This window comes from Psychrobacter piechaudii (assembly GCF_900162825.1).
GTDB classification, from domain to species: domain Bacteria; phylum Pseudomonadota; class Gammaproteobacteria; order Pseudomonadales; family Moraxellaceae; genus Psychrobacter; species Psychrobacter piechaudii.
In genome coordinates this window covers 1-20497 of record NZ_FUGE01000081.1, presented here as the reverse complement: position 1 = coordinate 20497, position 20497 = coordinate 1, and the positions used below count along the sequence as shown (strand labels likewise).

Sequence of the window (20497 nt, the reverse complement as noted above, 5' to 3'; positions counted from 1 at the left end):
ACGAAATCTGGCTAACTTAACCTAGCTTAACAATACGGCCTAGCTATACCGAACTATTGATTACAACTACAACTTGTCTTTGTAATTCGAAATATATCTAAAGTTGTCTCTACAACTACTTGATATATTACCTAAATCGGTGAAAATACCTGTTTAGATTTAGTTAGATATGTATACGCAGCGTTAATAAATTAAATAATCCCCAGTAATATCAAGGATATCTGCAATAAGAAATTGATTTAATTATGAAAATACTTACTAATTACTGTTTCAACATCGTGACGTATGACTGAAACACTGGGCATACGTTCAGCATGAAATCGTAAGATAGGAATACCAGCACTAGCCAAAGCCTTGTCTTTTTTATCATCGGCTTTTTGCCTTGCAACACTGTCATGAGTCCAGTCATCAAGCTCAATGGCAAGCAAGGTGGTTTGAGCATCTCGATCTACCAACACATAATCTACGCTTTGACGACAAATACGGTTAAACCAAAAGTTTTTGTCAGTGCCGGCCTCTTCACTGGGTGCAATGATTCGTGAAAGCTGTACCTGACTAAAAATATAATACTCCGGTACAGCTTGTTGCAATTTAGCAAAAAACAATACTTCGGTATCGGTCATTATCGGCATTGGCTCAAAAGGCCAAATCGCAAGCTCATCTCCTTTAACCGGTTTCTCTTTTTTATTGTCATGGCGACGCTGAGCAATAATACTCATCATAATAATGAGCGCGACCAACACCATGACCCCTAACATCATAAAGTCCACTAAATCTTACCGCCTTAACTCAATAACTACTTATCACATAAAGTAATAAAGAATTTATTTATAATTCTTTGTTACCGCTAATCTTAAAAATATTTTGGCAATTTTCTATTCTAAATGCCTTTAAAAACAGATATTTATACTATTTTGTATTATCTCATTTCTGACCCACACTCGCTTAGATTTTAAGGCCGCTCATAAAAAAACACGACATCTGATGTCGTGTTTGGTGAGGATTAGCTTATTTGCGTAAATTAAATCTAATTTGAAATTTACTAGCGCCAATAAAGCACCCAAGCATTATTCACATTAGTCTTGGGATCAGCATTAATCTTATCCTTCAAAGCCAAAGCCGCTTCTTTGCCTTTTTCCGGACCCACAATTACGCGAACCCCTCTACTGGTGTTACTGGTCGAAGCGGGATAACCGGCAGCACGCAGCTCTTTTACAATCGCATCGGCTTTTTGTTGATTATCAGCAAGCGCCACCTGTACTCCGAAGGTACCTTTGGCCTCCCCACTAGCCGCTTTACGACGGGCTTCCGCCAAACGCTGCTGTGCCTCACGCTTATTTTGTTCAGCGGCTTTCTTTTGTTCTGCCTCTCGCTGTAATATTTCTACTTGCTTGCGAGAAGGGATAGTAATATTTTGCCCTACTCTCAATGAAGAGTTGGTACTCATGTTATTGGCTTCAGCCAAAGCTTCTACAGGCACATTATATTGACGAGCCAGCTTAATTAAGCCATCCCCTGCTTTTACCTGATAGCCTTGTTGGCTAGTTGGAGCCTTATTAGTAGAGCTAGCAGGTTTGGTTTCTGCTGCTTTGGTTTGTTGTGGCTTAGATTGAACATTATTGCTCGCGTTATAGTCACGCACCAATTGGTCTATCTGGCTTTTCGAGGGAATGGTAATCTCTTGCCCAACGCGTATGGTAGAACCTTTGGATATTTTATTGGCCTGAGAAATCGCTTCCACAGGCACATTATATTGACGAGATAATTTAATTAACCCTTCACCACGCTGTACTGTATGCTTTTGGGTGCTGGAGGGTGCCTTTGAAGAAGCCACTTCAGCTTGTGGCTTCGGCTCAGGCTTTGATGCTGCGGCCTGTGTCTCATTACGGGCTTGCATCGGCTGTGTAGTAGTTACTGGGGTCACGCTCTGCTCCACTGGTCTTGCCGTAACCACAGGACGAGTAACGGGCGTCACTACCTTAGAAGTCTCTTCGGAGTTTGGCATTTCATCAACAACAGGCTCTGCCGCACCACTGCGATATTGCTCATTTTCAAGACGAGCTTTTTGCATCGCTAAGGCTTCTGCTTTTTCTTGCTCGGTCAAGAATTCACGGGTCTTCTGATCCAACTGAGCCATCTTCTTTTCACGCTCAAGGCGTTTCTGTGCCAATAAGCGCTTTTCTGTTTCAAGATCAGCTGTTAACGGGTCTTGATCAGACTTTACGGCACTGCTGACTTGTTCCACTTTTATGGCATTATCTGCAGCGGAATCTTTTGGAGCATCCATTTGTTTCACCAAGGACAACAGCAATATGCCGCCTCCAAGGAATACGCCTGTACCCAGTAGTAATTGTCGTGATGAACCCATATTCAACCCCTTGTCTCTCTCATGCTTAAACAGATCAATAATACTAGACTGTTAATAAGTAATATTTATTTATAGATTATAAAGGATTACTCAAGGGATGTCTGCTATCAAGTGCCCTAAAGCCCCTTAGTTTGTCAAACTAGCCAGCTAGACTTCAATAACCCTTGCGACCCGTCCTATCGATCAGCCAACTGCTGCTACCAAAAAGCCAAAAAGTAAATACCAGTAATGGATTGTGCTACTGTATATTAAAACCAGTGCCCAGCTGTTATTTGTTATAATGCCACAACATCTCCCGAGGAGCGGTGGCTTTGACGTTTTCAGCCTCTATAACACCTACTCCTCTCACCTCAAGGTAACTGGAATGACTATGCAAGCCTCAAAGAACACTGAAAATACCGCTCTTATCACTCCTTTAAAAAATGATACTTTCCAAATTGGTAGCCGTACATTCTCATCTAGACTACTGGTCGGCACTGGTAAATATAAAGATTTACAACAAACTGGAGAAGCTATTGAAGCTTCTGGTGCAGAGATTGTCACTGTGGCCATTCGCCGTACCAACATTGGTCAGCATAGAGATCAGCCAAATTTACTAGATGTTATATCTCCGGAAAAATACACCATCTTGCCTAATACTGCCGGTTGTTTTGATGCAGATACCGCGATACGCACCTGCCAATTAGCGCGTGAATTACTAGACGGCCATAACCTAGTAAAGCTTGAGGTACTAGGAGATGAGCAAACGTTATATCCAAATGTCACTGAAACACTGATAGCCGCGCAAAAATTAATTGATGATGGGTTTGAGGTCATGGTTTACACTTCTGACGACCCCATCGTTGCCAAAGAGCTTGCAAGCATGGGCTGTGTGGCGATTATGCCCTTAGGCAGTCTTATCGGCTCTGGTTTAGGATTGTTAAACCCACATAACTTGAGTATTATTATTGAGAATACCAAAGCGCTAAATATTCCAGTCCTGGTAGATGCCGGAGTCGGTACCGCTTCAGATGCCGCTATCGCTATGGAGCTTGGCTGTGACGGAGTGTTAATGAACTCAGCCATTGCTTATGCAGAAGACCCCGTATTAATGGCCCATGCCATGAAACATGCCATTTGGGCTGGACGTGCTTCTCACTTAGCAGGCCGTATGCCAAAACGTAAGATGGCCCTGCCTAGCTCACCACAAACAGGCTACTTTTTTCAGTAGTTCTAAGCAGTATCAGCTACCCTCTTAGCCTATACTTTTTTTAACCTGCTTGTATTTGGAATTTAGGGCTCAATGAGCCCTAAATATAAAGTGATACGTCATAGCAATATTAACTATTTAACTCAAATAGATTTTGCATTAATATGGATCTTACCCTCTAAAATGATTATCAATTCTTGTTCAATATTGAGTTTTTTACTCTCTCTATCAGTCATCTAAGCAAAGGAATGCTATGCGTTTATTATCATTACTAGATTTTATGTTTTTGTTGGTCGAAAAACGTAAACAGCCCATGCATGTAGGCGGTTTGTTCTTATTTGAGGTCCCCGCTGACGCCGATGAAGACTTCGTTCTAACGCTGGTCCAGCAAATGCAGTCCTCTAAAACACCACCAACTTTCCCTTTTAACCAAGTCCTTCATAACTTAACCTATTGGGCTAAGGATGAAGAGTTTGATGTTGAGCACCATTTCCATCATATCGCGTTGCCCAAGCCGGCACGGGTACGTGAACTGCTGTCTTACATCTCAAAAGAGCATAGCCGCCTATTAGACCGCGCTCGTCCTTTATGGGAATGTCATATTATTGAAGGTATTGAACCGGAATCTGAAGGACGCCCAAAACGCTTTGGTCTATATTTTAAAATCCATCACTCATTGGTGGATGGTATTGCAGCCATGCGCTTGGTACAAAAATCTTTGTCTCAATCACCGAACGAGACCCTGACCTTGCCTTTATGGGCATTAATGATGCGTCATCGTTATGAGATTGAAACCATTCTGCCTGATAAGGACCGCTCTGCTTTGGCCATCTTTAAAGATCAATTGAAGACCGCCAAACCTGTTTTAAAAGAAGTCACCCAAACTCTCAATCAAAGTAAAGATTCAAGCTTTGTTAGAACCACTCAGGCTCCAGCCAGTATTCTTAATCAGAGTATTTCTAGCTCAAGACGCTTTATTGCAGACTCCTATGAGCTTGAAAGATTCAGAAATGTGGCTAGTAACCTAGGGGTCAGTCTTAATGACGTAGTACTTACCGTTTGCTCCGGTGCTTTACGCAACTATCTATTAGCCATTGACCAGCTCCCTGAAGAGCCTTTAATCGCTTGGGTACCCTACTCTATGCGTAAAGATGAGAGCGCTTCTGGCAACCAGTTTGCTTTTATTTTATGCAACCTTGGTACCCACTTAGAGAACCCGCTGAGCCGATTAAAACTGGTCAATAGTAGTATGAATGATGGCAAGACACGTTTCGGCCGCATGACCCAGCCTGAAGTCATTAACTATAGCTTACTGGCTTATAGCTGGGAGCTTATTAACGTGTTGACCAGTGCTTATCCTAAGAAACAAGCTTTCAACCTTATTATTTCCAACGTACCGGGCTCTAAGAAAAAGCTTTACTGGAACGGGGCTGAATTAAGAGCGTTATATCCGGCCTCTATCTTATTCAATGGCCAAGCCATGAATATTACTTTGGCCAGTTATCTGGATAAAATTGAGTTTGGTATCATAGCGTGTAGTAAAACTCTGCCAAAAACTCAAAATATATTGAAGTTATTAGAAAGTGAATTGACCAATCTAGAAAATATTTGTCACGAAAGAAAATTGGGTATTCGTGAATAACTTTGGTCTAAAAAAATTAAAGCGGCAAGAGGTCATATGCGCGTAGTCTCTTTGGTAGAACAGCTGTTCTTTTTAATTGAAAAGCACAAACAGCCCATGCATGTAGGCGGGCTGTTTTTGTTTGATATTCCTACCTCCGCAAAGCCTGACTTTGTGACTGATTTGGTGCGCCAAATACGCAACGGAGAGACACCGCCGACCTTTCCTTTTAATCAGGTGCTGCACAACTTAACCTTTTGGAAGACCACAGAGCACTTCGATCTGCACTATCATTTCCACCATACCGTTTTGTCTAAGCCCCACTCTTTTCAGGCGCTACTGTCTTACGTGTCCGATGTCCATGCCAATATGTTGGATAAAAATTACCCGTTATGGGAGTGCCATATTATTGAAGGCATCGATAACGTACCTACTATATCTGAGACTGAGCCCAAGCGCTTTGCTCTATATTTTAAGATTCACCACTCCTTAGTGGATGGCGTGGCGGCCATGCGTATTGTTGAGAAGTCTTTATCCAACTCCTCTACTGAAGTTATGACCTTGCCGCCTTGGGCTCTACTAAGTCGCGATGAAAAAAACTTAAAAAATATAGCACCAAGTAAACGAACCTTTAGTGGGATAGTAAAAGAACAGATTGGCACCATCAAGCCAGTATTTGGTGAACTTAAGAATGAGCTAAAAGAACGCAAGGAGCCCGGATTTGTCTCAACCATACAGGCTCCGACTAGCCCGTTAAATCAGCGCATCTCCAATAGCCGAGCTTTTTTTGCAACTACTTATGCTCTGTCTCGGTTTCAAAAAATAGCCGAAGTGTTGCAAGTGAGTCTCAATGACGTGGCCTTAGCCATTTGTTCTGGTGCCCTACGCAGCTATCTATTACAGCTTGAGCAGTTGCCAGAAGAGCCTCTGATTGCTTTTGTTCCGGTGTCATTACGCAAAGATGACAGTGCTTCAGGCAATCAAGCTTCCTTGGTACTTTGTAACTTAGCCACAAATGTTGACGACCCTATTGAGCGAATCAAGGCTATCCATGCCAGCATGACCATGGGCAAAGATAAGTTTGGACGAATGGAGCAAGCTCAAGTCATTAATTACAGTGCCATCAGTTATGCTTGGGAAGGGGTTAACCTGCTGACCAACGCTTACCCCAAAAAGCAAGCCTTTAACATTCTCATTTCTAATGTGCCTGGTCCCAAAGAGCCTCTATATTGGAATGGTGCCACATTGAGCGCTTTATATCCCGCTTCTGTGGTGTTTAATGGTCAAGCGTTAAATATTACCTTTTCTAGTTATCTTGATAAATTGCACTTTGGTATTGTGGGCTGTGATAAAACACTGCCAAATCTTGAGTATTTAACCGAAGCATTAGACACAGAGCTATTAAAACTTGAAATGATTTGCAACCTTGCCTAACTTGCAATCGAGTTAAGCCGATTTAGCAAATCGAGACTGTAAGCGTTGTAGGTACCACAGTCCATAAGTAACGACCACATAGTTAATAGCAAACCCAATAGCCCCACTAATGACCAACATCGGAATCACGCCATTTTCTTTTAGCGCAGTCATAGTAAGCTCCGATGCGGATAAGTCGTATAGAGAATAAATCATCAGCATAGAGGTCACTATTAACGTAAATACTGCGGTTAATAAGCCGACACGGTGACACTCTATTTTCTCTAAGCTGCGCTGCTCGGCTCTTTTAAATATAGTAATCAGCGCCATGTTTAACGCCAAAACCACTAAAGCCGATAGCACTAATCCTGAAACCGGCACATCTAGCTGAGCCAAGCTTGAGGGCAAAAAAACGTAGAGTAACGTATAGACCAATGCAAAGCGTGATAAATAGCCATAGCTTTTGGTTTGGTTGGTCTTAGTCATCGCCACAGGGTCAGGAATATGGTGATCCTGATTAGGATTATGGTATTCATCTTGCATTTTTTTCTCTTATTATCAAAATAGAAATCTGGGTCAGCCTGCTATCTAACCACAAATTGCCCTTTTTTGCTTCGGTTTGTTTTTTACTTCAGTTTAGAATGCTATTTGGCCTAAAGCTTGTGGCGTTCTAAAAATTTCAAGCATCATAAAAACTTGATGCACCATAAAAAAAGGTGAGCTTTAAGCCCACCTCTTTTTATTTTGCTACTGTAACTCAATCAAGCCCATGCCCGCTTGAATTAGCTGGCCACTTTGGCCACTCTAAAGCCAAGCTGCTGCACCACCTCTTCTTTATCATAAGGGGCCAATACCGCTTTACTGCTTGGCTTATCTTTTAGATAAGTGGTTGCCACACGCTGCAAATCTTCTAAAGTAACGGCTAGAATATTGCCGCGCATTTTTTGTTGCCAAGCTTCTCCGCGGTTGTGTAAATAAGAGAAGCAGGATTTTACTGCCTCTCCAGCGGGTGACCCTGGCTTATCCATACCTGAAACAATCCCTAAGATAGCCTCTTCCAATTGTTCTGGCTTCTGTGGTTCATTAAGCAGCCAATTTACACTTTGCTCAAAGTGCTCAAAGGTTTCAGCACAGTGTGGATCACGGTAGCTAAAGAACTTAAAGGCACAGGCATTGGCATCGTAGCCCGCCCCGCCACCATAAGCACCACCACGCTCACGGATAGCACTATGCAAATAGCCATTACGTAAGTAAGGGGCCAATACCATCAGTGCTGCTGTATCGGGGTGGTCTGCTGGCACCACTGGATAGGCTGCAGCATTATGATAAACGTTGGTAGCAACCAACCAAGCCATATCTTCCGCTTGACGCTCTACACTAAGAGCCTGTTGCGGCACCGCACTGCCTCGCTCAAGCTGCAGCTGGGTGTATTCATTAGGAATACTGTCTGCCAAGGCCTGACTGTCTTGCTCTACCTTGTTGGTATAACGTGATTGAGCCCAGTTTTGTTCAATTAACTGTTTGAAATGCTCTGTTTGCTCCGGCTCACACACAATCAGCGCTTGCTTAGGTAGGCTCGCCAAACGCTTATGCAACACCACTAGAGCACTAGACAGCTCATCCCATTTAGACTCATCTTCAGCAGCATTGCCTAAGAACTCTTTTAGCGCATTTAAAGCTGGCAAGCCACTACGCACATATTCAAGCTCAGCTTGACGGCTCATACTACGGCTTGCCGTTTGCATCGCATACGCATGGCCTGAGCTGGCCAAACGAGACTGCCAACCGGCGCGTCTTTGTTGCAGTAGCTCTTTGATACGGTCTTTTTCAGTGAAGATACTGTGCTCTAAGACTTGTTTCACCAAATCAATGGCTTCCGGCTTACGATTTAGGGCACGAGTTGCCACCACAAAGTAACTGCTCAACAAGTCTGGATCTTGTGGTGAGGTGCGCTGACTAACGCGCGCGGTTACCCCAGAAGAATGGGCGGCCTGTAGCGCTTGAAACTCACGAGCCGACAAAGTATCGGTCCCTAGATCAGATAATAAACCTAAATAAATAGGCAGTAACGGATGATTAATCAACTCATCTTGACCCGCCAGCGGCATAATCAACTGATAATAATACAAACCATTGGTACCGGCTTCATACTGATAAAGGACACTGTCATCCCCGGCAAGTTTAATGTCTACTTGCTTACCATGAGTAAAGCTAATCGACTCAGGAACGTCTTCTAAGCCTACTTTAGGCAATAAGCTTAAGTCATCTTCTGCCGCTTGACGGGCGGTTAACTGCTCGGTTTGCTCTCTGATTTTTTGTTTGTCTTCTGCTGTTAATGTCGCTTCAATAGCATCCAATCGGGCTTGCTCCGCCTCGGCCAATTTAGCAGACTTAGTGGCATCAGGCACTAAGGTCACACGCACTCGGTGTGGGTTATCAATTAAATGCTTTTGTAATAAACCAGGCAACCAACTAGGGTCTTTTACTTGTTCGCGTAACCACTGTAGATGCTCATCGACCTCCCAAATATCAATTGGGTTGCCATCATGAATGGCTGTACTAAAGCCCTCTAGCATTAGGTTTAGACCATAAGGAATGCTATCACCGCCAATATGACGCTGATCAATCTCAATTTGGTGCAAGATGGTTTCAATGGCTTCAGGATCAATCTCATTGTCGGCCACTTGCTGCAACAACTCTAAGATGCCTTGTTCAATAGCATCGGCATGCTCAGGCTCTGAGCCGCGTACCCCAGCATAGAAAACCATCTCAAAATGACTGTCGTCTAAGCCTAATAAAGGACTTGGACCGGTAGCCAACGGATGACTGTCCAAATAAGCGCGCAAAGGCGAGCCCGCATGCTCAATCAATACCCCTTCTAACAGACGCAGTGCTAAGCGCTGTTTTGGATCGGTAATCTCTGGCAATAACCAAGCCATGGCATGGTGGGTTTGCGCTTTATCTACCTCATCCACAGTATAGGTTTCGGTAACTTGAATAGGCGCACTTAGGCGCGTCTCAGGGCGTGACTCATGCTTTTTACCTTCTCCAAACTGAGCCAAGGCATCTTCATGTAACTTAGCCTGGGTTTGCTGCACCGGAATGTTACCAAAGCTCATAATCACACTGTTTGAAGGGTGGTAATGGCTTTTATGGAATTCAACCAATTCTGCATGGGTCAAGTCTGGGATATCTGCAGGATCGCCACCAGAATTGTAATGATAAGTGGTGGTCGGGAATAAATGATGCGCCACACTGTGATACAGCTGGTCAATCTCCCCACTCATCGCCCCTTTCATCTCATTAAACACGATACCTTTAAACTGCGGCTTATCATTGTCATCGAGCTCAATACGAATGCCTTCTTGAGCGAAATCTAATGGGTGTAAATTAGGGAAGAAAGACGCGTCTAAATATATCGACAACAGGTTAAAGTAGTCGTTTTTATTTTGGGTCGCAAACGGATAGGCAGTCCAGTCAGCCGCAGTCATGGCGTTCATAAAGGTATTCAAGGAACGCTTAATCATAGAAAAGAAAGGGTCGCGTACTGGATATTTAGCAGAGCCGCAAAGCGCGGTATGCTCAAGAATATGGGCCTCACCTTTTGAGTCCATAGGCTGAGTACGAAAGCCCACCAAAAATGCATTTTCATCACTCGGATGAGCCAAGTGATAATGCATGGCTCCGGTTTGTTTGTGCTTACTGATAACAACATCAAGCGACAACGCTTCAATTTTGCGGTGCTGAATTAATTCAAAGCTTGGATGTAAGGTCAAATCTAGCGCTGCATTATCTTGTTTCATATTTTTTGCTCGTATTATTTATCGTATTTTTATTAGCTATTACTGGTTTAAAGGGCCGCCTATCTAAGAGGCGTCATTCAAAAATGCTGATATTAGTTAATGGAGGCGTTTGTAGTTTTTTAAAGCCAAAGTAACAACTTTACTTACATTCAAGGCTAAATGGCTTAGGCTGATAAATCTGAATTTTGGTCAGTACAATGACGCACCTTAGTAATAGTAGGTGCATATTGCGCCTTCAATTCATCATTGGGTAACGTCAAGCAAAACACTTCCCCATTTTGGGCGCGTATGGACAATTCAAATTGACGAAACTTAGTTACGTGCTGCGTCTCATCGGCTGGCAAACCGAGTAAATACCATATCAACATACTGATCCAATACCCATGGGTATACACCACATGATTGCCTGGTTCAAAAGTTGAAAATTGCTTGAGTACTTGGGGAATACGTTGATAAAACTGCTGAAAACTTTCTGCATCCTCAGCGTTGGCAACGGCGGGATCGGCCGATTGCCAATAAGCGTCAGTCAACGCCATGCGCTGCGTAAAAGTGGTACCTTTTAAGCGACTAAAACCGATTAAATCAAACTCTTGTAAGCCTTCTATAACTTTTGGTGTCTGCTTTAGTTTATTTACTAACGGCTGTGCGGTTTGTTGGGTACGAATGTAGCTTGAAACACAGATGGATTTAATATTGTCCCCTAAACTCTGCAACAGCCACTCAGCGGCTTCTTCTGCTTGCTTGTGGCCCAGCTCGGTCAACTCAATCTTAGCGTTAGGCTGAATCTCGCCTCCGGCGTTAGCGGTACTTTGTCCATGTCGAACCAAATATATTTTTTTCATACGCTACCCTTAATTAACCCACCCTCTTAACACTATGCCTTAAAGAGAGCTCCCTAAAAAAAGAGCCCCCTAACCCTTACTCACCACTCGACAGCAGTGTATTCAAAAACAGGCTTAGTCTACTAGCGACGGCGATTAATTCAAATTTATTTTGCTTAATTGATACCTTCTTAAATATAAGCCGGGGTTAGAAATGGCGTGGAACATCCACATACTAATCAGTTAGCAGGCGGTATAAAATGTAATCCATATCTTTTATGCTTAAACCAATACTTTTTCGTGACTCGGCTAAGCCTTATGAAATCTAGGGGTTAATCAGTTAACCCCAACAGCTGTGGATAACTCTGTGTATAACTCATGACTTGACAGCAAATAACGCACAATAATTAAAGCTTAGGATAAAATTGTCTATTTTAGACAAAATATTTTCTATTTAAAATCAAGTATTTACAATAAAATTATTTTTAGCGATAAATTTTTATTATTTTTTTTAGACTCTGTAGTTTCTAGCAGATGTTCCACGCTGTAACCTCTATCTCCACAACCAACCCAAATTACAGTATCATAGCCGCATCGAAATCAAACACACCACAATTATTAAGAGTTGGAAATATTATGTACGACGTTATGGCTGTAGGAAACGCTTTGGTAGATCACGAATATCTATTGAATGATCAACAACTTACTCAGACCAGTCTGGCCAAAGGCAGTATGACTTTAGCCAGCTTAGAGGAGCAAACACAGTTGCTAGCAGAATTCGAAGCTCAGCGACTACAGCCCTCAAAGCAAACTGGAGGCGGTTCAGCTGCCAATGCTATGTTTGCATTTGCTAGCCTTGGCGGTAAGTCTTTTTATGGCTGCCGTGTGGGAGATGATAAGGCGGGCGAGTTTTACTTAGCCGATTTAAATCAAGCAGGAGTGGCCACTACTTCAGAAAAATCGGTATCAGCCGGAGGAGTCACTGGTTCGTGTGTGGTAGCGATTACTCCAGACGGTGAGCGTACCATGCAAACCTACTTAGGCACTTCAAGTGACATTAATGCAGACAACCTAGACTTTGACGCTTTAACTCAAAGTAGTTGGTTATATTTTGAAGGTTATCTAGCAATGTCAGAGAGCCTGCGCCCTGCCCTACAACAGCTACGTCAACAAGCCAAAGATAATGACATCAAGATTGCTGTAAGCTTTGCGGACCCTGCCGTGGTTAACTTTGCCAAAGAAGGTTTACTGGAAGTCTTAGGTGACGGGGTAAACACTATTTTCTGTAATGCTGAAGAAGCCATGCTATTTACTGAAACAAGCAGCATTACCGAAGCCGCTCAAGCCTTGACTCAATACTGTCAACTGGCTGTGGTAACCAACAGTGCGGAAGATACCGTTATTTGTGAAAAAGACGTTAATGCAGCCACCACCTTAACGCAAGTACCTACCCCTAAAGTAGATAAGGTCATTGACACCAATGGCGCTGGCGACAACTATTCTGGCGCCTTCTTGTATGCCTTATCACAAGGTCACAGCTTAACTGAATGTGGCAAGCTGGCAGGTACTGTGGCCAGTCAGGTGGTACAGCAGTTTGGTCCTCGCCTAACCGTTGAGCAATACCAAGCCATTGCTGAGCAAGTTCTGTCGGCTTAATTTGCTAAAGCTAGAATTCTTACAAATCAAGCAAAAAAAAATCCCAAACTTAAGTTTGGGATTTTTTATTTTTCAGGAACGATAACCTTAGGCTTTGGCTAGTGCTTGCTCTAAGTCCGCTTTGATATCTTCGATATGCTCGATACCAATAGACAGACGAATCATATCTTCACTAACGCCTGCTTTTGCCAACTCTTCGTCATTAAGCTGACGGTGAGTAGTAGTGGCTGGGTGACTGGCCAAAGATTTAGCATCCCCAATGTTTACCAAACGTGTGATTAGATTTAAGGCATCAATAAATTTCGCACCCGCTTCACGGCCGCCTTTTACCCCGAAGGTTAAGATAGCTGAAGGAGTACCTTTCATATATTTCTGCGCCAGCTCATGATCAGGATGATCCGACAAGCCAGCATACTTAACCCAAGCCACTTTATCATGACCTTTTAGATATTCAGCCACGGCTTGAGCGTTTTGGACATGACGCTCCATACGTAGGCTTAGGGTTTGGATACCCTGCAAGATACTAAAGGCATTTAAGGGACTTAACGCAGCACCTGTATTACGTAAAGGAGCCACACGAGCACGGGCGATATAGGCTGCAGCACCCACATCTTTTACAAAGTTTACGCCATGATAGCTGACATCAGGCTGGTTTAATAAAGGGAAGCGCTCTGGATAATCGCCCCAATTAAAATTACCACTATCCACGATAGCACCGCCAATAGAAGTACCAGTACCGCTCATGTATTTGGTCAATGAATGCACCACGATGTCAGCGCCAAATTCAAACGGACGACATAAAGCAGGCGTGGCTACAGTGTTATCAATAACTACCGGCACCCCATGCTTATGGGCCGCTTCTGAAATGGCCTCAATATCAATGATGTTGCCTAGAGGGTTACCGATACTCTCAGCAAAGACCATTTTGGTTTTATCGTCGACCAAGTCGTGAATAGCTGCAGGATTTTTATGGTCAAAGAAACGAACTTCAATACCTTGACGCGGTAGAGTGTGCGCAAAGAAGTTATAAGTGCCGCCATATAATGTCGAGGCAGCGATAATGTTATCGCCAGCTTCACAGATAGTTTGCACTGCATAAGTAATGGCCGCCATGCCTGAAGCCACTGCCAGAGCACCGATACCGCCCTCTAATGCTGCCACACGCTCTTCTAACACAGCGTTGGTAGGGTTCATAATACGGGTATAAATGTTACCTGCTACCTTTAAATCAAACAGATCTGCGCCGTGCTGAGTATCATCAAAAGCATAAGAGCTGGTGTGATAAATAGGCACAGCAACCGCCTTGGTCGTAGGCTCTACACTATAACCTGCATGAATGGCTAAAGTTTCTAAACGCTGGTTATCAACTGCATTGTCGGCATTACTCATATCGCATCCTTAACGTATTAATATAAAAGTTCAAATAAAAGCTTTAACGATACTATCTTATATAAGCATCTTTATCTAAAGGCGCTATCACTCAAAAAGTGCTATAAGTTAAAAAGTACCATAAGCCAAAAACTAGCCCTAGGGCAAAATCAAAAACCATAAAAAAGCTGGATTATCTAATGATAACCCAGCCAATGAATAAATATAATCACTAATTCTTATTATACTTATTACTTCCGCTCAATTAGGAGGGTTTATTTATAATAAGCATTTTCTGTATGTGAGTGGTCTGTATCATCTACCACTTGAGTCAACTCAGGGATTTGCTGTTTTAATTGAACCTCAACCCCTTGACGCAAAGTCATGTCCACCGCTGAACAGCCCTGGCAACCGCCGCCAAATTTAAGTACCGCAGTTAGGCCAACGCCCTCTTCTTCAATCAATTCTAATAACTGTACGTCACCGCCATGAGCGGCTAAGCTTGGGTTAATCTCAGATTGAAGAACATAGTTGATACGCTCTTCAACACTGGCATCAGCCCCCACTTTAGGCACTTTAGAGTTAGGTGCACGGAAAGTTAGCTGACCTCCGAAGCGGTCTTTATTGTAATCGATAACCGCATCATCTAAATAAGGCACTGAAGAGGCTTCAATATAAGCAGTGAAGGCTTCAAATGGCATTTGTAGATCCGCTTCATCTTCCTCACCAGGCTGGTTATAAGCCATACAGCATTCCGCACGAGGCGTGCCTGGATGCTCAACAAAAATACGCACTCCGATACCTGGGGTTTCTTGTTTTGCCAGTAATTCAGCTAAGTACTCTTGCGCCGAAGGAGTGATGGTAATGTTGCTTTTAATGTCTGATTGTTCGATGTCTATTGCAGAAACTGGAGCGTTATCAGTCATAAGATGACCTCTTATATTATAAATTATAGGATGGATAAGATATTTTGATGGGTTTAAAGATGAATGTGCTTCTTTAGTGTTTCTATTATGGTGGCGATTGAGAATTAATCAAGGAAAATGATAATTAGTTACAATGGCAATTAGTTACATAGGAACACAGCTCAGAACTCATGCCTTCTAAAAATGCTGCAAAAAGGCTTATAAGCAAGCTAAATATTGTAATATGACCTATAATATACTCTATCAAAAATCACGATTTCCTATCGCCCATTTTACTGTATTTATTAAGCTACTCAAAATCCCTTCGCCTTCCTTATCGAGCTTTTGTGGCCTCATTTTTTATGGCGCTTATAGCCTAGGTTTTGAGTGTAAAAAGCTTAGAGTTAACTATCATGACCTTAATTACTGCGGTAATCTCTATTTTCATATTAATAGCGATCAGTGCTGTTGTGTCGAGTTCTGAACTTGCCCTAGCCTCAGCTCGAAAAATAAAACTACAAATTTTAGCCAAAGAAGGCGAAGTACGCGCCCTAGATGTGCTCGCGATGCAAGACAACCCTGGTAGCTTTATCACAGTGGTCCAAGTTCTACTAAACGCAGTTGCTATTTTAGCCGGTGTGATTGGCGAATCTGCGGTCAGCCCCTATCTAGAAGCCATCTTACAACACGAAGCCCTATCATTTTTACAATCAGTCATTGGTTATGAAACGCTCGCTTCAGTGATTTCCTTTATCTTGGTTACCAGTGTTTTTGTGCTATTTGCCGACCTGATGCCCAAACGCTTTGCCATGAGCTATGCCGAGCCCATTGCCATCCGATTAGTACGCCCAATGATGATGCTTATCTTTGTGTTCAAACCCATTATTTGGGTATTTGATGGCGCAGCTGACTTGTTGTTTAAGCTACTGGGCGTATCGACGGTGCGCCGTGACGATCTTACTTCGGAAGACATTTATGCAGTAATGGATGCGGGCGCCGAAGCTGGGGTGTTAAAACATCAAGAGCATCACTTAATTGCTAACATCTTTGAGATGCAAGAACGTACGGTTACCTCGGTAATGACCACCCGTGAATATATCGTTTATTTCGACTCTAATGAAAATCATGACGTAATTGTTGAAACCATGATTCGTGAGCCGCATCATAAATTTTTAGTCTGCTTAGAAGATGACTTAGAGCAAACCATAGGGTATGTTGAGTCTCGTGCCTTTTTGGCGATGGTTTTACAAAAGGAAAAAGTGCGTCTGACTGACCCCACTATTTTACGTACCGCGCTATTTATTCCAGATACTTTATCTTTGTTCGACGTATTAGAAACTTTTAAAAGTACCGGATCCGACTTTGCCATTATCGTTAATGAGTACTCATTAGTGGTAGGGGTGATTACCTTAAAAGATGTGATGAGCATTGTGATGGGTGAGCTGGTTACAGTAGATGAGCAGCCTATCGTCCAACGCACAGAGAACTCTTGGTTAGTCGATGGGATGACCCCTATTGAAGATGTTATTCGTACTTTAGGTATCATAAACTTGCCAAACTCAGAGAACTATGAAACCATAAGTGGGTTCATGATGTATTCTTTACGAAAGATACCCAAAAAAACCGATTTCATTGAACACGCTGGTTTTAAGTTTGAAATTCTAGACACTGAGAACCTTAAGGTTAATCAGTTGCTGGTCACTAAAACCACTGAAGAGTAACGGCCGTAAGTCCATTCCTACCATTCATCTATAGGCCACTTACCTGTTACTTGTAATACCAAAAGGTTAGGCGCCGGTGCTGTCCTAAGTGCTACAGCTTAACCCTTATGCAAGATTCTAATATCTACCAGATATTTGATTATCCAATTGTATTGTTAAATACAAAAAATCTTTTTAAACCGTCATCTCATACCCATAGTACTTTGGCTTTGCCTATATGGCTCAGTTATTAATTCCCGCACTGTCTAGATTAAATTAATCTAGCAATACTGACGGGGTCTGCATTTTTATAAATTATTTTATAAAAAGCTATGCTATCGGTATGCCTATTTTTATGGTGCATTGTATGTCTAAACAAATTTCTACCACAAGAAGCAACCGGCCATTTGCTTCCTTTTGGTCTGCGAGTGACGCACAGCAGCGCACAATGATTATAGGTGTCTTACTGGCAGTAGTCTCAAACTTATTATTTGGTATCCTTTATTTTTACAGTAACTTATTGCAGCCGCTAACCGGTACTCAGGTCTTTATCTGGCGCATGCTGTCTATGTGGGTAGCTTTAGTAGGCTTTGTGGTGATAAGAGGCCGCTTGGGCTACCACTTGGATATCTTGCGCAATCTAAAAACGGCTAAGCAGTGGGCTTGGCTGCTACTACCTACCCCCATATTTTTTAGTCAACTTTGGCTATTTATGTGGGCCCCAGTCAATGGACAAGGGGTACAGGTAGCGATGGGCTACTTCTTATTTCCCTTGATGATGGTGCTGTTTGGCTATCTGTTTTTTGGGGAGCGATTATCCAAGTTACAGTGGTTGGCTGTGGGCTTCGCCCTGGTGGGTATTAGCCTAGAGATGATGCGGACTCAAAGCGTGTCTTGGGCAACGCTTTGGGTGTGTGGGACTTACCCTATTTATTATATTATGCGTCGATTACAGGGCATTACTGCCATGACAGGAATGCTAGTCGACTTGACTCTGTTTTTACCTATTGCTCTAGGATATAGGCTATTTGTTGCTCCTGAGAACTTAGCCTTTGTAATGGGTTCAAGTCTCCATATGCTACTGGTGGTAAGCCTAGGCATACTCAGCGTGTTGGCATTAAAGACCAACTTAGATGCCAGTCAAATATTGCCCGTCAATGTATTTGGCATGATGAGTTATCTTGAGCCAGTATTTTTATTTTTCTTAGCCATAACGGTCTTAGGCGATAGCTTTGAAATGGGCATGTTATACAGTTATGGTCTAATCTGGATCGGTATCATGTTCCTGATTGCCCATGGCGTTCGTCAGTTACGGGCCAATAGACGCAACAATAAACCCTGGATGAAAGGCGCTCGGGTTAGCTAAATGCTAAACAAGACAAGCTATTGGCTTTTAAAGTTTTAAAATACAAGCCCCTCTAAACTTTAGAGGGGCTTTTTTACTCCTTTTATACGTTTTGGAACCTATTCATTATTGTTATTGTGAAGTCTAGTGTGTCACTATAAAGCCCTTTATCCTTAAAAATTAATTGTTACAATAATCACAAACTCAAATCACAAACTCAAAGTTCAATCACAAGATTGAATGCTGGTATTGCTGGAGCTTCAAGAATGAGCGTGTCACCTGCACAAAGCCCAATGGAATTAGAAAAAAAGTCTGATAATTTAAAGTCAAATTCCAATAGCCATTACAAATATTTAGTATTTATTGGTCGTTTTCAGCCCTTTCATATGGGGCATAAAGCGGTGGTAGATGAGGCGTTAAACAGAGCAGAAAATGTCATCATGTTAATCGGCTCAGCGAATATGCCTAGAAGCCTGCGTAATCCTTTCACAGTTGAAGAGCGCGCTCAAATGATTAAGGGGGCTTACTCGGCTGAGGATGCTGCTAGAATTCACTGTGTTGGCCTTGATGATGCTCTATATAACGACACGCGCTGGCTACAGTATGTTCAAGCCTCTGTTAAGAGCGTTACTCATGATTTGAATGAAGACATTGCATTAATTGGCCACTCCAAAGACAGCTCGTCTTATTACTTATCCTTATTCCCAACCTGGGATTCTGTCTCCGTTCCCAATTACAAAGACCTATCTGCTACTCCCATTCGTGAAGGCTATCTGATGGGCGCTACCCCCACTGGAGAACGTACCCCTGTTTCCACGCGTGAAGTTATGCAGGCTGTCAAAAAAACTGAGGACTACCAACACCTTCATGAAGAAGCTTGGTTCGTTGATGATTATATGAAGCAGTGGCGTGATGCCCCTTATCCTCCTACCTTTATGACCACTGATGCTTTGGTAGTACAGTCTGGCCATATCTTACTGGTAGAGCGTCGTAGTATGCCAGGTCGTGGTTTATGGGCGCTACCTGGAGGGTTTGTGGATCAAAAAGAAACCTTGCTAGATGCCTGTATTCGTGAGCTGGCGGAGGAAACCAAGCTCGATGTACCTGCTTCAGTGCTATATGGCTCTCGCCATAGTCAGCATACCTTTGATGACCCTTACCGCTCATCAAGAGGTCGTACTATTACCCAAGTATTTTACTTTAAGCTAAAAAACGACCCTGAAGGCTTGCCTCAAGTAGAAGGGGGAGATGATGCTGCCAAAGCTTTCTGGTTGCCCTTGGCTGAACTTGATCCCAAAAAGATGTTTGAAGATCACTACGCAATTATTACTAAGATGGTAGGTCTGTGATTTTTATTCCTATTATCTGCTACAGCCTTTTACAGTCAAGCCGATAGACGGTAAACCCTATTACGACATTTGAGGCTAATTTGGCTTTCTTATTTTAGTCCTTACAGCCTCAATACTTATTCTAAATGTCGTTTCATCAATCAGAGGAGCTCTGTGATGTACACCAGTAATTTAAATAATTTAATTCTGAATTCTGACAGCTTTGACCTCCTCCCCTCGCTAAACCGAGGGGATTCCTACAGCTAGACGGTCAAGCCCGACCGCGAGGATGTTAGCAGCATTGATATCCCTATCATGCCATGTGCCACACTCAGCACAAGCCCATCCTCTTATTCGCAAACCTGCTCTACCCTCAAGCTACTGTCACTTATTTTATGGCAGCACGAACAGGTCTGGGTAGTGTAACTCTCATTTACCATCTCAAGCTGACAACCTGCATGCTTGCATTTATATTCCAGTTGTCGTTTAAGTTCAAACCATCCTGCATCGTATGTCGATTTAGCTAGCTTGGTTTTTTTAGTTGTAAATGAGCGTGATTTAACATCACCAACCACAATTAAGCTGTTATCTTTAACAAGCTTGGTGGTGAATTTATGAATTAAGTCTAATCTTGTGTTTTTGATTTTGGCGTGGATTGCTTTAACACGTTTTTTATTGTTAGCACGTTGAGCGATAGCAAGCTTTTTAGCCCATTTTTGGGTCTGCTTAATAGTAAGTTTATCACCCATTGAGGTAGTAGCAGACTCTTTTAAGCCCAAATCAATTCCAACGCTGCCCTTACCACTTACTTGCTTAGGAAAGTCTTTAACGGTGATACACGCATACCAACGATTACGACTGTCTTGTACTATCTCAAGCGTGTTGATTTGATATAGGCTTAGGTTGTAGCTATCGAATACATCTATGATAAGCTTTTGACCTTTAGATAGCGATAGCTGTATGGTTGATTTCAGTGCCTT

At 42.7% G+C, this 20497-nt stretch carries 14 protein-coding genes and 1 pseudogene; 7 read left to right on the top strand and 8 right to left on the bottom strand.

The window, feature by feature from the left end; all coding sequences use genetic code 11:
- Positions 1-239: 239 nt before the first annotated feature.
- A complete protein-coding gene (locus A1019T_RS03580) occupies positions 240-761 on the bottom strand; it encodes a DUF2726 domain-containing protein (protein WP_077450481.1) in 522 nt (173 codons plus the stop codon).
- Between the two features lie 281 nt (positions 762-1042).
- Entirely contained in the window at positions 1043-2368 is a 1326-nt protein-coding gene (locus A1019T_RS03575) for an SPOR and LysM peptidoglycan-binding domain-containing protein (RefSeq protein WP_077450460.1), read from the bottom strand.
- Positions 2369-2738: 370 nt separating this feature from the next.
- On the opposite strand from A1019T_RS03575, the gene A1019T_RS03570 reads away from it, so the two are divergent.
- The 3 genes from A1019T_RS03570 to A1019T_RS03560 all read left to right on the top strand — a co-directional run bounded on the left by A1019T_RS03570 (position 2739) and on the right by A1019T_RS03560 (position 6612).
- Positions 2739-3578: a thiazole synthase gene (locus A1019T_RS03570; protein ID WP_425271924.1), complete on the top strand. Its 840-nt coding sequence runs from the start codon at positions 2739-2741 to the stop codon at positions 3576-3578.
- 232 nt (positions 3579-3810) lie between these two features.
- Positions 3811-5199 (top strand): WS/DGAT/MGAT family O-acyltransferase, encoded by a 1389-nt coding sequence (locus A1019T_RS03565; protein ID WP_077450458.1) that lies wholly within the window; start codon positions 3811-3813, stop codon positions 5197-5199.
- Between the two features lie 36 nt (positions 5200-5235).
- On the top strand, positions 5236-6612 hold the full coding sequence (locus A1019T_RS03560; protein ID WP_077450457.1) for a WS/DGAT/MGAT family O-acyltransferase: 1377 nt from the start codon (positions 5236-5238) through the stop codon (positions 6610-6612).
- 12 nt (positions 6613-6624) lie between these two features.
- On the opposite strand, the gene A1019T_RS03555 is transcribed toward A1019T_RS03560, so the two are convergent.
- The 3 genes from A1019T_RS03555 to A1019T_RS03545 form a co-directional block, all read right to left on the bottom strand.
- A complete protein-coding gene (locus A1019T_RS03555) occupies positions 6625-7134 on the bottom strand; it encodes a hypothetical protein (protein WP_077450456.1) in 510 nt (169 codons plus the stop codon).
- Between the two features lie 239 nt (positions 7135-7373).
- A complete protein-coding gene (locus A1019T_RS03550) occupies positions 7374-10394 on the bottom strand; it encodes an insulinase family protein (protein WP_077450455.1) in 3021 nt (1006 codons plus the stop codon).
- A gap of 164 nt (positions 10395-10558) precedes the next feature.
- Positions 10559-11236, bottom strand: coding sequence for a histidine phosphatase family protein (locus A1019T_RS03545; protein ID WP_077450454.1), 678 nt, complete (start codon positions 11234-11236; stop codon positions 10559-10561).
- A gap of 615 nt (positions 11237-11851) precedes the next feature.
- Between A1019T_RS03545 and A1019T_RS03540 the strand changes: the two genes are divergently transcribed.
- Complete coding sequence (locus tag A1019T_RS03540) at positions 11852-12871, top strand: adenosine kinase (protein ID WP_077450453.1); 1020 nt, start codon at positions 11852-11854, stop codon at positions 12869-12871.
- Positions 12872-12958: 87 nt separating this feature from the next.
- Here the strand turns inward: A1019T_RS03540 and A1019T_RS03535 are convergent, their stop codons facing one another.
- Together A1019T_RS03535 and nfuA are read right to left on the bottom strand one after the other, a co-directional pair.
- The gene (locus A1019T_RS03535) at positions 12959-14260 is read right to left on the bottom strand and encodes an O-acetylhomoserine aminocarboxypropyltransferase/cysteine synthase family protein (RefSeq protein WP_077450452.1); all 1302 of its coding nucleotides are present in this window, start codon (positions 14258-14260) and stop codon (positions 12959-12961) included.
- 254 nt (positions 14261-14514) lie between these two features.
- Positions 14515-15165 (bottom strand): Fe-S biogenesis protein NfuA, encoded by a 651-nt coding sequence (gene nfuA / locus A1019T_RS03530; protein WP_077450451.1) that lies wholly within the window; start codon positions 15163-15165, stop codon positions 14515-14517.
- A 392-nt stretch (positions 15166-15557) separates the two neighbouring features.
- On the opposite strand from nfuA, the gene paeA reads away from it, so the two are divergent.
- The 3 genes from paeA (at position 15558) to A1019T_RS03515 (ending at position 19538) form a co-directional block, all read left to right on the top strand.
- Positions 15558-16865, top strand: a complete 1308-nt coding sequence (gene paeA / locus A1019T_RS03525; protein ID WP_077450450.1) for a polyamine export protein PaeA — start codon at positions 15558-15560, stop codon at positions 16863-16865.
- Between the two features lie 346 nt (positions 16866-17211).
- Positions 17212-18210, top strand: a complete 999-nt coding sequence (gene rarD / locus A1019T_RS03520) for an EamA family transporter RarD (protein WP_077450480.1) — start codon at positions 17212-17214, stop codon at positions 18208-18210.
- 272 nt (positions 18211-18482) lie between these two features.
- Entirely contained in the window at positions 18483-19538 is a 1056-nt protein-coding gene (locus tag A1019T_RS03515; protein ID WP_425271923.1) for a bifunctional nicotinamide-nucleotide adenylyltransferase/Nudix hydroxylase, read from the top strand.
- Between the two features lie 219 nt (positions 19539-19757).
- On the opposite strand, the pseudogene A1019T_RS03510 reads toward A1019T_RS03515, so the two are convergent.
- A pseudogene (locus A1019T_RS03510) lies at positions 19758-20497 on the bottom strand (RNA-guided endonuclease InsQ/TnpB family protein); the annotation flags it as partial.